This window comes from Streptomyces sp. MAI_2237 (assembly GCF_054189285.1).
The window spans coordinates 1,232,961-1,246,498 of the sequence record NZ_JAJPGQ010000003.1 but is presented as its reverse complement, the minus strand read 5'-3'; the positions used below and the strand labels follow the sequence as shown (position 1 = coordinate 1,246,498).

The 13,538-nt window shown below is 69.4% G+C and carries 13 protein-coding genes and 3 pseudogenes; 5 read left to right on the top strand and 11 right to left on the bottom strand.

Annotated elements, in window-relative coordinates:
• The first annotated feature begins 2 nt into the window (after nucleotides 1–2).
• Nucleotides 3–1,340 (top strand): two-component system sensor histidine kinase CseC, encoded by a 1,338-nt coding sequence (cseC, locus tag LN251_RS16065; protein WP_458245020.1) that lies wholly within the window; start codon nucleotides 3–5, stop codon nucleotides 1,338–1,340.
• Between the two features lie 464 nt (nucleotides 1,341–1,804).
• On the opposite strand, the pseudogene LN251_RS16060 reads toward cseC, so the two are convergent.
• The 3 genes and pseudogenes from LN251_RS16060 to LN251_RS16050 all read right to left on the bottom strand — a co-directional run.
• Nucleotides 1,805–1,983 (bottom strand): annotated as a pseudogene (locus LN251_RS16060) (SAM-dependent methyltransferase); the annotation flags it as partial.
• Nucleotides 1,980–2,180, bottom strand: a pseudogene (locus LN251_RS16055) (VOC family protein); the annotation flags it as partial. The pseudogenes LN251_RS16055 and LN251_RS16060, both read right to left, overlap by 4 nt.
• Before the next feature lie 66 nt (nucleotides 2,181–2,246).
• The gene (locus LN251_RS16050; RefSeq protein WP_458245019.1) at nucleotides 2,247–3,824 is read right to left on the bottom strand and encodes an MDR family MFS transporter; all 1,578 of its coding nucleotides are present in this window, start codon (nucleotides 3,822–3,824) and stop codon (nucleotides 2,247–2,249) included.
• 166 nt (nucleotides 3,825–3,990) lie between these two features.
• Here LN251_RS16050 and LN251_RS16045 point away from each other — a divergent pair, with 166 nt between their 5' ends.
• Nucleotides 3,991–4,590, top strand: coding sequence for a TetR/AcrR family transcriptional regulator (locus LN251_RS16045; protein WP_458245018.1), 600 nt, complete (start codon nucleotides 3,991–3,993; stop codon nucleotides 4,588–4,590).
• A 4-nt stretch (nucleotides 4,591–4,594) separates the two neighbouring features.
• Here the strand turns inward: LN251_RS16045 and LN251_RS16040 are convergent, their stop codons facing one another.
• Nucleotides 4,595–5,353 carry a M23 family metallopeptidase gene (locus LN251_RS16040; protein WP_458245017.1) on the bottom strand — a complete coding sequence of 253 codons (759 nt, stop codon included), beginning with the start codon at nucleotides 5,351–5,353 and terminating at the stop codon, nucleotides 4,595–4,597.
• 360 nt (nucleotides 5,354–5,713) lie between these two features.
• Here LN251_RS16040 and LN251_RS16035 point away from each other — a divergent pair, with 360 nt between their 5' ends.
• A complete protein-coding gene (locus tag LN251_RS16035) occupies nucleotides 5,714–6,313 on the top strand; it encodes an HAD family acid phosphatase (protein WP_458245016.1) in 600 nt (199 codons plus the stop codon).
• Between the two features lie 73 nt (nucleotides 6,314–6,386).
• Here the strand turns inward: LN251_RS16035 and LN251_RS16030 are convergent, their stop codons facing one another.
• On the bottom strand, nucleotides 6,387–8,912 hold the full coding sequence (locus LN251_RS16030; protein WP_458245015.1) for an ATP-dependent Clp protease ATP-binding subunit: 2,526 nt from the start codon (nucleotides 8,910–8,912) through the stop codon (nucleotides 6,387–6,389).
• A gap of 430 nt (nucleotides 8,913–9,342) precedes the next feature.
• Here LN251_RS16030 and LN251_RS16025 point away from each other — a divergent pair, with 430 nt between their 5' ends.
• Nucleotides 9,343–9,966: an SCO3374 family protein gene (locus tag LN251_RS16025; RefSeq protein ID WP_458245014.1), complete on the top strand. Its 624-nt coding sequence runs from the start codon at nucleotides 9,343–9,345 to the stop codon at nucleotides 9,964–9,966.
• On the opposite strand, the gene LN251_RS16020 is transcribed toward LN251_RS16025, so the two are convergent.
• Together LN251_RS16020 and LN251_RS16015 are read right to left on the bottom strand one after the other, a co-directional pair.
• On the bottom strand, nucleotides 9,945–10,280 hold the full coding sequence (locus LN251_RS16020) for a histone-like nucleoid-structuring protein Lsr2 (RefSeq protein WP_458245013.1): 336 nt from the start codon (nucleotides 10,278–10,280) through the stop codon (nucleotides 9,945–9,947). The genes LN251_RS16025 and LN251_RS16020 overlap by 22 nt on opposite strands.
• A 231-nt stretch (nucleotides 10,281–10,511) precedes the next feature.
• A pseudogene (locus tag LN251_RS16015) lies at nucleotides 10,512–10,932 on the bottom strand (amino-acid N-acetyltransferase).
• Here LN251_RS16015 and LN251_RS16010 point away from each other — a divergent pair.
• A complete protein-coding gene (locus LN251_RS16010; protein ID WP_458246814.1) occupies nucleotides 10,831–11,061 on the top strand; it encodes a hypothetical protein in 231 nt (76 codons plus the stop codon). The pseudogene LN251_RS16015 and the gene LN251_RS16010 sit on opposite strands and share 102 nt — an antisense overlap.
• Nucleotides 11,062–11,073: 12 nt before the next feature.
• Here LN251_RS16010 and LN251_RS16005 read toward each other — a convergent pair whose 3' ends face one another.
• From LN251_RS16005 to LN251_RS15990, 4 genes are all read right to left on the bottom strand, one after another.
• Nucleotides 11,074–11,478, bottom strand: coding sequence for a BlaI/MecI/CopY family transcriptional regulator (locus LN251_RS16005; RefSeq protein WP_458245012.1), 405 nt, complete (start codon nucleotides 11,476–11,478; stop codon nucleotides 11,074–11,076).
• 147 nt (nucleotides 11,479–11,625) lie between these two features.
• Nucleotides 11,626–11,805 (bottom strand): hypothetical protein, encoded by a 180-nt coding sequence (locus tag LN251_RS16000; RefSeq protein ID WP_458245011.1) that lies wholly within the window; start codon nucleotides 11,803–11,805, stop codon nucleotides 11,626–11,628.
• A 73-nt stretch (nucleotides 11,806–11,878) separates the two neighbouring features.
• Nucleotides 11,879–12,559, bottom strand: a complete 681-nt coding sequence (locus LN251_RS15995; protein WP_458246731.1) for a hypothetical protein — start codon at nucleotides 12,557–12,559, stop codon at nucleotides 11,879–11,881.
• A 177-nt stretch (nucleotides 12,560–12,736) separates the two neighbouring features.
• Complete coding sequence (locus tag LN251_RS15990) at nucleotides 12,737–13,534, bottom strand: type III pantothenate kinase (protein ID WP_458245010.1); 798 nt, start codon at nucleotides 13,532–13,534, stop codon at nucleotides 12,737–12,739.
• Between the last annotated feature and the right edge of the window lie 4 nt (nucleotides 13,535–13,538).

Below are 13,538 nucleotides of genomic sequence, written 5' to 3'. Positions count from 1 at the left end.
ACATGCGGGGGACCTTCCGGGGCCAGGGGACACGCGAGGCGGGCGGTATCCGTACCGGCCTGCGCTGGAAGCTCAGCGCCGCCATCGCGCTGGTCGGCGCGCTGATCGCGATCACGCTGAGCCTGGTCGTGCACAACGCGGCGCGGGTGTCGATGCTGGACAACGCGCGCGACCTCGCCGACGAACGGCTGCAGATCGCCCAGCGCAACTACGAACTGTCCGGCCGGCTGAACTTCCCCAACCTGCAGCGGGACGACCCGGAGCTGCCGAGGGCACTGCGGGAGAAGGTCGACGAGGGCCGCCGGGCGACGTACGTCACCGAGCGGCACAACGGCGTGCCGGACATCTGGGCCGCCGTCCCCGTCAAGGACGGCCATGTGCTGTCCCTGCACACGGGGTTCACCGACCGCAGCACGGACATCCTCAAGGATCTCGACCAGGCGCTGGTCATCGGGTCCATCGCGGTCGTCCTCGGCGGCAGCGCGCTGGGCGTGCTCATCGGCGGCCAGTTCTCGCGCCGGCTGCGCAAGGCGGCCGCCGCGGCGAACCGGGTCGCCAAGGGCGAGACGGACGTGCGGGTGCGGGCCGCCATCGGCGGCGTGGTGCGGGACGAGACCGACGACCTGGCCAGCGCCGTGGACGCCATGGCGGACGCCCTGCAGCAGCGCCTGGAGGCGGAGCGGCGGGTCACGGCCGACATCGCGCACGAACTGCGCACCCCGGTGACGGGTCTGCTGACGGCGGCCGAGCTGCTGCCGCCCGGCCGCCCCACCGAGCTGGTCCTGGACCGCGCCAAGGCCATGCGCACCCTCGTCGAGGACGTCCTGGAGGTGGCCCGCCTGGACGGGGCCTCCGAGCGGGCCGAGCTGCAGGACCTCCTGCTGGGGGAGTTCGTCACCCGGCGGGTGGCCGCGAAGGACCCGGGCATCGAGGTGCGGGTGGTGCACGAGTCGATGGTCACGACCGACCCGCGCCGCCTGGAGCGCGTGCTGTTCAACCTGCTCGCCAACGCCGCCCGGCACGGCAAGCCGCCGATCCAGGTCACCGTCGAGGGCCGGGTGATCCGCGTCCGCGACCACGGTCCCGGCTTTCCCGCCGACCTGCTGGCCGACGGCCCGAGCCGCTTCCGCACCGGTAGCAGCGACCGGTCCGGCCACGGGCACGGTCTCGGCCTGACGATCGCGGCCGGCCAGGCCCGGGTCCTGGGCGCCCGCCTGACCTTCCGCAACGTCCGCCCCGCCGGCGCTCCGGACCACGTGCCGGCGGAGGGTGCGGTGGCGGTCCTGTGGCTCCCGGAACACGCCCCGACCAACACGGGCAGCTATCCGGTCCTGCCGTAGCCGAGGACACGGACGGGGCTCCCCGCGGGCGCCGCGACCGACGGACCCGGGCGACCGCGCGCCCAGGTCGCAGCCGACCGGCAGGCGACCCGCGCTCCTGTCACGGCTGACCGGCAGACGACCACCTGCCGGTGCCGCAGCCGCCCCACACGGACAGCCACCCGATGCCGCCGAGCCGACGGGTCCCAGCCGCTCCCGACGCCACCGAGCCGACGGGTCCCGGCAGCCCCCGACGCCACCGCGGGCTGCATGTCTGCGCAAGCTCGCCGAGGCCAAGCAGAAACGTCAGGGCACGCACGCCGCGGGCAGACACGGCGGCGAGAAGGCGCCCCCGGGCCCGCCCGTCCCCCCAGGAGGTCCAGGAGCGGCGCCGGGGCCAACTCGCCCAGCTCGCCTGGCCGGAGGCGGCCGGCACCACCCGATGCCCTCGAGCCGACGGGTCCCGGCAGCCAGCCGATGGCGCAGCGGCGCGTGACGTCGACGTCCATGTCGGGCCGCTCCCGCCACCCCGCCCCGGATCGGCGATCCGCAGCCCGACCTCGTCCTCGACGACATGCGGCGGCGCGTCGGCCCGCAGGTGCAGGGCCCGCCACAGGGCGACCCGCACGGCGGTGTGCTCGGGCCCCGGCTCCTCGGCGCTCACCCGAAGTCCTTGGAGAGGTCCAGCTCCTCGCTGCGCTCGGTCAGCGAGTACCAGTTGCCGTTGTCGTCACGGAAGATCGCCTCGATGCCGTACGGCCGCTCCTGCGGGGCCTGCAGGAACTCCACCCCGCGCGCCCTGAAGGTCTCGTAGTCGCCGCGACAGTCGTCGGTTACCGACAGCGGCCCGAGGCCGGGCCCCGGCCGTGGACATGACGAAGGCCCCCGGGGCGGACACCTGCCGGGGGCCTTCGGTTCACTGAGGGATCAGACGGCCTCGACGACCGGCGGCTGCACCGCCGCGTCCTCCGTTGACCCCTCGGTCTTCGGTCCGGTGCCGCGCAGCGCGACCTCCTTGACGAACACCGCGGCGATCAGGGCGCCCACGGCGACCACCGAGCCGAGCAGGAACGCCGTGTGGACACCCGCGGACACCGCGTGCTGGTACGCCTCGCGCGCCACCGCCGGCAGTTTGGCCAGGCTCTTGGCGTCCAGCGCCGCCGACTTCTCGGTGATCTTCGAGCCCAGCGCGCCGGCCCGCTCGGCCATCACGTGCTGGACGCGGTTGTTGAACAGCGCGCCCATGATCGCGACGCCGAAGGAGGAGCCGAGCGTACGGAACAGGGTGGTCGAGGAGGACGCGACGCCCATGTCCTTCATCTCGACGCTGTTCTGCGCGACCAGCATGGTGATCTGCATCAGGCAGCCCATGCCCAGGCCGACGACCGCCATGAACACGCCGGAGGTGAACCGCGTGGTGCCGGTGTCCATGGTCGACAGCAGGTACAGCCCGACGATCATCAAGACGCTGCCGACCACCGGGAACAGCTTGTACTTGCCGGTGTTCGTGGTCACCCGGCCGGCGACCATCGAGGTCACGAGCATCGCGCCCAGCATCGGCAGGAGCAGCAGACCGGAGTTCGTGGCGGAGGCGCCCTGCACGGACTGCTGGTACAGCGGCAGGTACAGCGTGGCGCCGAACATCACGAAGCCGGTGATGAAGCCGATGATCGACATCAGGGTGAAGTTGCGGCTGCGGAAGATGTGCAGCGGCACGACAGGTTCGACGGCCTTGGTCTGCCAGAACACGAACCCGATCAGCGCGGCCACGCCGATGCCGATCAGCTCCATGATCCGCGCGGAGGACCAGGCGTACTGCGAGCCGCCCCAGGTGGTGACCAGCACGATCGACGTGATGCCGACGGTCAACAGGATCACGCCGAGGTAGTCGATGCCGGCCTTGGCGCGCTTCTTCGGCAGGTGCAGCACCGCGCTGATCAGGCCCAGGGAGACCACGCCGAGCGGCAGGTTGATGTAGAACGCCCAGCGCCAGCCCCAGTTGTCGGTGATGGTGCCGCCGACCAGCGGTCCGCCGATCATCGCGATTGCCATGACGCCGGCCATCATGCCCTGGTACTTGCCCCGCTCCCGGGGCGGGATCAGGTCACCGATGATCGCCATGACGCCGACCATCAGACCGCCGGCGCCGAGGCCCTGCACGGCCCGGAAACCGATCAGCTGGCCCATGTCCTGGGCCATGCCGCTGAGCGCGGAGCCGATCAGGAAGATCACGATCGACGTCATGAACGTGGTCTTGCGGCCGAACATGTCACCGAGCTTGCCCCAGACGGGGGTGGCCGCCGCGGTGGCCAGCGTGTACGCCGTCACCACCCACGACAGGTGCTCGAGGCCGCCGAGCTCGCCCACGATCGTCGGCATCGCGGTGCCCACGATCATGTTGTCCAGCATCGCGAGCATCATGGTGATCATGAGCGCGAGCAGGACGACCCGCACGCTCTTCGGCTGTTTGTCGGGCTTGGTCTCGACCGTCTGTGTGTCCGCCATGGTTCCCACTCCCCTTGGTCCTGCGCACTTCCCACCGAGCGGGCACTTACTTGCCGCCCGGCTAGTTGACTACACTGAGGAAAGTAGACCCGTAACTAGCCGGGCGTCAAGTAAGTTTTCTAGTCGGGCGGCAAGTAAGTCAGCAGGGGGCGTGAGGAGCGCGACAATGGGCGACACGATGGACGGCACCAAGCGGCAGCGCCGCGGAAACACTCGCCAGCGCATCCAGGACGTGGCGCTCGAACTCTTCGCGGAACAGGGCTACGAGAAGACCTCGCTGCGTGAGATCGCCGAACGCCTGGACGTCACCAAGGCGGCGCTCTACTACCACTTCAAGACCAAGGAAGAGATCCTCGTCAGCATCTTCGAGGACCTCTCCCATCCGATCGAGGAACTGATCGAGTGGGGAAAGCTCCAGCCGCACACGCTGGAGACCAAGCAGGAGATCATCCGCCGCTACAACGAGGCCCTGTCCCAGGCCCTGCCGCTCTTCCGCTTCATGCAGGAGAACCAGGCGACGGTGAAGGAACTGCGCATCGGCGAGATGTTCCGCAACCGCATGATGGGCATGCGCGACATCCTCATCGATCCGGACGCGGCCCTCGTCGACCAGGTCCGCTGCATCAGCGCGGTGTTCGCGATGCACGCCGGGATGTTCGCCCTCAACGACCTGCCGGGCACCGACGAGGAGAAGCGCGAGGCGGTCCTGGAGGTGGCGACGGCCCTGGTGGTTCAGGCACACCAGGGCACGCACACCGCGGGCTGACGGGTCAGAGGCTCAGGCCCTTGGCCCGCAGGAAGGCGACCGGGTCGATCGCCGAGCCGTAGTTGGCGGTCCTGCGGATCTCGAAGTGCAGGTGCGGACCGCTGGAGTTGCCGGTGTTGCCGGACCGGGCGATGTGCTGGCCCGTCCTGACGACCTGGCCGACCCGGACGTCGATCCGCGACAGGTGGGCGTACTGCGAGTAGGTGCCGTTGCCGTGCCGGATGACGATGGCGTTGCCGTACGCCGGACCGTCGCCGGCGCCGTTCGAACCGGCCTTGACGACGGTGCCGCCGTGCGCGGCGACGACGTCGGTGCCGCTGTTCACGGCGAAGTCCTGGCCGCTGTGGGTGGACTGCCACATGCCGCCGGCCTGGGCGAACTTCGCGGAGAGCGTGTACTTCCGGACCGGGTGGACCCAGGAGGCGGCCCTCTTGGCGGCCGCCTTGGCCGCCGCCTTCTTCTTCGCGGCGGCCTTCGCGGCGGCCTTCTTGGCGGCCGCCTTCTTCGCGGCCGCCGCCTTGGCCTTCGCGGCCGCGGCCGTCTTGGCGGCCTTGGCCTGGGCAGCCGCCTGCGCCTCGACGGCGCTCGCCACGCCGGAGACCGACGCGGAGGCGGAGGCGGAGGTGCCGACGGCGGCGGTGTCGGCGGCGACCGCGACCCCGGCACCCAGTACGGCCGACACGCCGAAGCCGGCGGCCAGGACGGCCGCACGGGTGCGCAGGGCGGACGTACGGGAAGAACGGGACGTGAGACGCGGGGACATCGAGACCTCAGGGGATCGGGGGCAGAGAAAACCACCCGGCGCGCAATCGGCCGCCGGATGGGCAGATCCTTGGTACCCCGACCCCCCATTGATCCCAAAATAGGACATCTACGACGTGCGCTAGTAATTGAACGCGAAACTTGCCGTTCTACGACGAAAAAGGCCACGCCGCTCCACTAACGGCCGTAGTACGCGCCTGATCGCCTGTGCGACATGTCACCGGCCCCGAAAACTTCGATCGACCCCATGTGACGCACATCTCTGGCCACTTACCAGTCGGTAACCCTACGGTTCCCCTCGCGCCACCCGTGCCACCGAACATGCACAGGACAACGACATACGGACGCGAGAGGACCCCCCATGACAAGCCGACGCCTCTGGGCTCGCCGCACAGCCGTCATCACCGTCTCCGCCTCGGCCCTGGCGGCACTGGCCGCCCCCGCGAACGCGGCGACGAGCACCGGGAGCGTCGACTACGCCACCTGGCAGAAGGACTGCCAGAGCGTGATGGACCAGGCCCTGCCGTACATCAAGGAGCGCATCGCCGCCGCCGGGACGGGCGAGAAGCAGGCGGTCGTCCTCGACATCGACAACACGGCCCTGGAGACCGACTTCGGCTTCAGCTGGCCGCAGCCGGCCAACAAGCCCGTCCTGGACGTCGCCCGGTACGCCCAGCAGCACGGCGTCTCCCTGTTCTTCGTCACCGCCCGCCCCGGCATCATCTACCTGCCCACCGAGTACAACCTGGAGCACGACGGCTACCAGGTGTCCGGCCTCTACGTCCGCGGCCTCGTCGACCTCTTCAAGGACGTCGCCGCCTACAAGACCGCCCAGCGCGTCGCCATCGAGAACAAGGGCTACGACATCATCGCCAACATCGGCAACAGCGCGACCGACCTCTCGGGCGGCCACGCCGACAAGACCTTCAAACTGCCGGACTACGACGGTCAGCTGTCGTAGCCCCTCCTGTTTCGGGCATGCGAAAGGGGCCGGTGCCTGAAAGCACCGGCCCCTTCTGGCGTCGCCGTGAGGCTTACGCCTCCTTGCTCAGGTTCGGGCCCGCTCCGCCGGCCGCCTGCTCGATCGGCGGGACGTCCGGCAGGGCCGACTTCTCCTCACCGCGGAAGGTGAAGGTCTTGGTCTCGCCCTCGCCCTCCGTGTCGACGACCACGATGTGGCCGGGACGCAGCTCGCCGAAGAGGATCTTCTCCGAGAGGGTGTCCTCGATCTCGCGCTGGATGGTCCGGCGCAGCGGCCGGGCGCCCAGCACGGGGTCGTACCCCTTCTTGGAGAGCAGCTCCTTGGCGGACTGGGAGAGCTCGATGCCCATGTCCCGGTCCTTGAGGCGCTCGTCCACCTTGCCGACCATCAGGTCGACGATGGCGAGGATGTCCTCCTGCGTCAGCTGCGGGAAGACGACGACGTCGTCGACGCGGTTGAGGAACTCGGGACGGAAGTGCTGCTTGAGCTCGTCCGACACCTTGTTCTTCATGCGCTCGTAGTTGGACTTCGTGTCGCCCGAGGCCGCGAAGCCCAGGTTGAAGCCCTTCGAGATGTCCCGCGTGCCGAGGTTGGTCGTCATGATGATGACCGTGTTCTTGAAGTCCACGACCCGGCCCTGGGAGTCGGTCAGGCGACCGTCCTCCAGGATCTGCAGCAGCGAGTTGAAGATGTCCGGGTGGGCCTTCTCGACCTCGTCGAACAGGACCACGGAGAACGGCTTGCGGCGGACCTTCTCGGTCAGCTGGCCGCCCTCTTCGTAGCCCACGTAGCCGGGAGGCGAACCGAAGAGCCGCGAGACCGTGTGCTTCTCGCTGAACTCCGACATGTCGAGGGAGATCAGCGCGTCCTCGTCACCGAAGAGGAACTCCGCGAGCGCCTTGGACAGCTCGGTCTTACCGACACCGGACGGGCCGGCGAAGATGAACGAACCACCGGGACGCTTGGGGTCCTTCAGACCGGCACGCGTACGACGGATCGCCTTCGACAGCGCCTTGACGGCGTCCTTCTGGCCGATGACCCGCTTGTGGAGCTCGTCCTCCATGCGCAGCAGGCGGCTCGACTCCTCCTCGGTCAGCTTGAAGACCGGGATGCCGGTGGCGGTCGCGAGGACCTCGGCGATCAGCTCGCCGTCGACCTCGGCGACGACGTCCATGTCGCCGGCCTTCCACTCCTTCTCGCGCTTGGCCTTGGCGGCCAGGAGCTGCTTCTCCTTGTCGCGCAGGGAGGCGGCCTTCTCGAAGTCCTGCGAGTCGATCGCGGACTCCTTGTCGCGGCGCACGCCCGCGATCTTCTCGTCGAACTCGCGCAGGTCCGGCGGAGCCGTCATCCGGCGGATGCGCATCCGGGAGCCGGCCTCGTCGATCAGGTCGATCGCCTTGTCCGGCAGGAAGCGGTCCGAGATGTAGCGGTCGGCCAGGGTGGCCGCCTGGACCAGCGCCTCGTCCGTGATGGAGACGCGGTGGTGGGCCTCGTACCGGTCGCGCAGACCCTTGAGGATCTCGATCGTGTGCGGCAGGGACGGCTCGGCGACCTGGATGGGCTGGAAGCGGCGCTCGAGGGCCGCGTCCTTCTCCAGGTGCTTGCGGTACTCGTCCAGCGTCGTCGCACCGATGGTCTGCAGCTCACCGCGGGCCAGCATCGGCTTCAGGATCGAAGCGGCGTCGATGGCGCCCTCGGCGGCACCCGCACCGACCAGCGTGTGCAGCTCGTCGATGAACAGGATGATGTCGCCGCGGGTGCGGATCTCCTTGAGGACCTTCTTCAGGCGCTCCTCGAAGTCACCGCGGTAACGGGAGCCGGCGACCAGCGCGCCGAGGTCCAGGGTGTAGAGGTGCTTGTCCTTGAGGGTCTCGGGCACCTCGCCCTTGACGATGGCCTGGGCGAGGCCCTCGACGACGGCGGTCTTGCCGACGCCGGGCTCACCGATCAGCACCGGGTTGTTCTTGGTACGGCGGGACAGCACCTGCATGACCCGCTCGATCTCCTTCTCGCGCCCGATGACCGGGTCGAGCTTGGACTCACGAGCGGCCTGGGTGAGGTTCCGGCCGAACTGGTCGAGGACCAGGGACGTCGAGGGCGTGCCCTCGGCAGGCCCGCCGGCGGTGGCGGTCTCCTTGCCCTGGTAACCGGAGAGCAGCTGGATCACCTGCTGCCGCACCCGGTTGAGGTCTGCGCCCAGCTTGACCAGGACCTGGGCGGCGACGCCCTCGCCCTCACGGATCAGGCCGAGCAGGATGTGCTCCGTGCCGATGTAGTTGTGGCCCAGCTGAAGGGCCTCGCGGAGCGACAGCTCCAGGACCTTCTTGGCACGGGGGGTGAAGGGGATGTGCCCGGACGGGGCCTGCTGGCCCTGGCCGATGATCTCCTCCACCTGCTGGCGGACCGCCTCGAGCGAAATCCCGAGGCTCTCAAGGGCCTTGGCGGCGACACCCTCACCCTCGTGGATCAGGCCCAGGAGGATGTGCTCGGTGCCGATGTAGTTGTGGTTGAGCATCCGGGCTTCTTCCTGAGCCAGGACGACAACCCGCCGCGCGCGGTCGGTGAACCTCTCGAACATCGTTAATCGCTCCTCAGAGCGGTCAGGCAGTGGGGGGAACTTCCCCTCCCTGTCCTTCCGCAGCTTAGTCCCGCAAGCGGGGACCGCTCATTCCAACTGCCGACACCGTCGATGGCCTCCTGACCCCGAACGCCGACATCTGCTCCAACCCGATGGTGCGAGACGATGTTCCCGCAGGCCAGGCAGTTACCCCACTCGCCAGTACGCCGATGGCGAACGTGAGACCACCTTGCCTGCGTGTCGCCCCCTCCCACTAGGGATGTCTTACCCGCTGGGACTGACACTCCATGCCGCGCGCCCCCCATTGCTCCGCTATGGGCGAACAACCTTGCGCCTCCCCGCACCCCCGCACGCCCCCTTTTCCGAAACTCAGCGCATTCGCAAGAACACCCAGCGTAACTCGCGAGCACTTCTCACGGTTGCCATTGGCATGGTTGGCAGCGACCCCTCGGTCACCCCGGATCTCACGGTCCCACTTCCCCGCCGGCCTCTCGAGGCGGGCTCGCGAATCCGCGATTGGTACGAGAACGAATTGGAGTGGCCCACGGTGCCCGTGCGGCCCGGTGCTCCGGTGCGGCTTTCCGTGGGCGAGCGCTTCGACGTCCTGGACGTGCCGGCGGCGGCGGGCCGGGCGGGGCTGCGCCATCTCGGGCCGTACTCTCCGGTGGCCCTTCAGGGCGAGCGGATGCGGCTGCTGGTGGCGCCGGGCAGCGCGGAGGAGCTGCCGGGGCTGCTGGACTGGCTGGAGTGGCGCGGGCTGGTGCCCGACCTGAGCGCGATCGGCGAGGGGGGCGTCATGGACGCGCCGTCGCCGCCGGACCGCGGGGACACCCTGCAGGGGGCCGCCGTATGGCTGCGGCCCCCCGAACCCGGGCGCGCGGTCGAGGCCTCGCTGCCGACGCTGTCGGCCACGGGGGGCGTCGGTGGCGCCCCCGATCTCGTACGACTCGTGGACACGGTGGCAGCGCACTGCCACCGGTTGCGGCTGCGGCGCGCGTGCGTCCAGCCTTCGGCCGTCGATCCGGCCAGTGATCAGGCGTTGGCCTTCTCGTAGGCCTCGCGGATGGACGCGGGAACACGGCCGCGGTCGTTGACCTCGTAACCGTTCTCCTTCGCCCAGGCGCGGATCTGCGCGGTGTCCTGGCTGCCACCGGAAGCGGCACGCGTCTTTCCGCGCCCGCCCGCGGCACGGCCTCCGGTACGACGACCGCCCTTCACGTAAGGCTCGAGAAGGCCGCGGAGCTTGTCCGCATTCGCGGTCGTGAGATCGATCTCGTACGTCTTGCCGTCCAACGCGAACGTGACGGTCTCGTCCGCCTCGCCGCCGTCGAGGTCGTCGACAAGAAGGACCTGAACCTTCTGTGCCACCGGATTTCCTTTCATCCAAAACTTGAGGGCATGGGGTCTGCGGCGTCCGCCGTTTCGCCGTCCCCTGTTATATGCAGTACTGCAGTACGTCGGAAAGCAAACCGCTTTTCCGGGAAAAACACAAACCCCTCGACAGCGGGACAGCCGGTCCGGCACAGTCAGGGAACATGCGCGTTTCGGACATAGGGAACGCGGGCAGGTAGGCGCTCGAATACTTCCCGTGATCGGTGATCACAGATGCAGAAGCATCCGGCTGTTGCCCAAGGTGTTGGGTTTCACCCGTTCGAGACCGAGGAACTCCGCCACGCCCTCGTCATAGGAGCGCAGCAGCTCCGCGTAGACATCCATGTCCACGGGCGTCTCACCGATCTCGACGAAGCCGTGCTTGCCGAAGAAGTCCACTTCGAAGGTGAGGCAGAAAACACGGCGAACACCCAGCCAGCGCGCTGTGTGCAGCAACTTCTCCAGCAACTGGTGTCCGACGCCCGCGCCCTTCAGGGCCCGGCTTCACCGCGAGAGTGCGCACTTCCGCGAGATCTTCCCACATGACGTGCAGGGCACCGCAGCCGACGACCTCCGCGTTGTCGTCTCGTTCGGCGACCCAGAACTCCTGGATGTCCTCGTAAAGCGTGACCGTCGCTTTGTCGAGCAGGATGCGGTCACGCACGTACGTGTCGAGGAGACGACGCACGGCCGCGACATCGCCGGTACGTGCCCGGCGGACGGTGATGGCTTTAGCGCTGACTTCAGGACCTTCGAGACCTTCGGGGCTCTCTGCTGACATGAGCGGACGCTATCGCCCGCCGTCGCCGGGTGGTGAGCCGGGGTTCTCCTGTTCGGTCGCCTCTTCCGGTCCTTGGACGATCCGTACCGCGTCTCGCAGGGCATGTCGCTGTTCCTCGCTCATCATCCCGAAGAAGGCGACGAGAGCGGCCGCGGGGTTGTCGCTCTGGGACCACGCGTCGTTCATCAGCGCGGCTGCGTACGCGGCCCGAGTGGAGACGGCCTCATATCGATAGGCCCGGCCTTCCGCTTCGCGGCGCACCCAGCCCTTCTGATGGAGATTGTCCAAAACGGTCATCACCGTGGTGTACGCGATGGACCGTTCCTGCTGAAGGTCTTCCAGGACTTCTCGAACGGTGACCGGGCGGTTCCACTTCCACACCCGCGTCATGACCGCGTCTTCGAGTTCTCCCAATGGGCGAGGCACAGCTCGCACAATAGTGGCCGAACTCGACATTCGCGTGCCGGACGTGCGGTTTCCCTGGCAAACGGGAACAAAAAGGGCGTACGACTCGGGTGTCGAGCCGTACGCCGGGCTTGGCGCCGGGAGTGCCGGGCGCCGTCAGCCGTCGGTCTTGGCGGACTCCTGCCGCACTCCCTCGGTACGGGCGAGCACGGCGTCGACGGCCGCGTCCTCCTTGGCCTTGTTGGCCCCGCCCTGGGTCTTCACGATCACCCTGATCACGCCGATGAAGAACACGGCCATGACGACCGGGGGCACGAGCGCGGAGACGTAGTCCATGCCTCCAGAGTAGCCAGGGGGCGACGTACGGCCGGGGCGGGGGCGGGTGTCGGCCGGGCGGCCGCCTTTCGTCTCAGCCCGCGACGAGCCGCGCGGGCGGCGTCGCCGAGGTGGCGGGCGGGGTCGGCCTGCGGCGCGGGAAGACCTCGCCGGGGGTCGGGACGGGGCGGCCCGGCTTGGGAGCGGCCGGGGCGGGAGCGGGGGCGGGCCTGGGGGATGCCGGCTTCTCCGCGGGCTTCTTCTCGGGCTTTCGCGCGGGGTCCTGACCGGCTCCGTCGCCCGCGTCCGTCCCGGCGCCCTCCAGGGCGCCCGAGAGACCCCCCGGAAGCGCCGTGAGGCGCGTACGGGAGGCGGGGACGGCCGTGGCCGCCGTGCGGGCCGTGGCGCGCGCCAGGCGGGCGCGCACGTCCTGCTCCGCGAGCGTCCGGCAGCGCCCCAGCAGGGCGGCGGCGACCGGATTGCCCCGCAGCGCCCTGAGCGCGGCGAGGTCGTCGGGACCCGGCCGGTATCCGGTGGCCAGCGTCTCCTCCAGCAGGGCCAGATAGCCGGCGGCGGTTCCGGGCAGGGCGGCGCGATAGCGGGCGAGGTCGGCCACCAGGAAGGCACGCAGCCGGGCACCCTCACACATCGCCTCGTCGAGGGATTCGGCGAGGCGGAGGCAGTCCTGGACGTCCTCGGCCGAGGCGGGGCTGGGGTGAAGGGCGAGGGCGAGAGCGCGGCGGAGCACACGCAGCTCCTCCACGCCGAACGCCATGCCGCCGCGGGATCCGTATGGCGTGGGCATGCGGCGACGGTACGCGCTAATCAGACAAATTCGACATAAAGGATCGGTGTGGCGCGGGAGAGCCACCCGGTTGCCTCGCGGGCGTACCCCGTGCGGCGCAGGGAAGGCAAGGCCGGCCGCGTTCTCGTGCGGCCGGCCCCGCTTTCCTCACATGCGCGACACGTTCCGCTCGTACACCAGGCGCAGCCCGATCAGCGTCAGCCACGGCTCGTGCTCGTCGATCACGGACGACTCACCCAGCACCATGGGCGCCAGCCCGCCCGTCGCGATCACCGTGACCTCGTCCGGGTCCTCCGCGAGCTCGCGGGCCATCCGGCTCACCACTCCGTCGACCTGGCCGGCGAACCCGTAGATGATGCCGGACTGCATCGCCTCGACCGTGTTCTTGCCGATCACGCTGCGGGGCCGCGCCACCTCGATCTTGCGCAGCTGCGCGCCCCGGACGCCGAGCGCCTCGACGGAGATCTCGATGCCGGGGGCGATGACCCCGCCGATGTACTCCCCGCGCGCGGAGACCGCGTCGAAGGTCGTCGCCGTGCCGAAGTCGACGACGATCGCGGGGCCGCCGTAGAGGTCGACGGCCGCCACGGCGTTGATGATCCGGTCGGCGCCGACCTCCTTGGGGTTGTCGGTGAGGATCGGCACGCCGGTCTTCACGCCGGGCTCGACGAGGACCGCGGGCACGTCCCCGTAGTAGCGCCGGGTCACCTCGCGCAGTTCGTGCAGCACGGAGGGGACGGTCGCGCAGATGGCGATGCCGTCGATGCCGTCGCCGAGTTCGTCGCCGAGCAACGGGTGCATCCCCATCAGGCCCTGCAGCAGCACCGCCAGTTCGTCCGCCGTGCGGCGCGCGTCCGTGGAGATGCGCCAGTGCTCGACGATGTCGTCGCCGTCGAAGAGGCCCAGGACGGTGTGGGTGTTGCCCACGTCGATCGTCAGCAGCATGGCC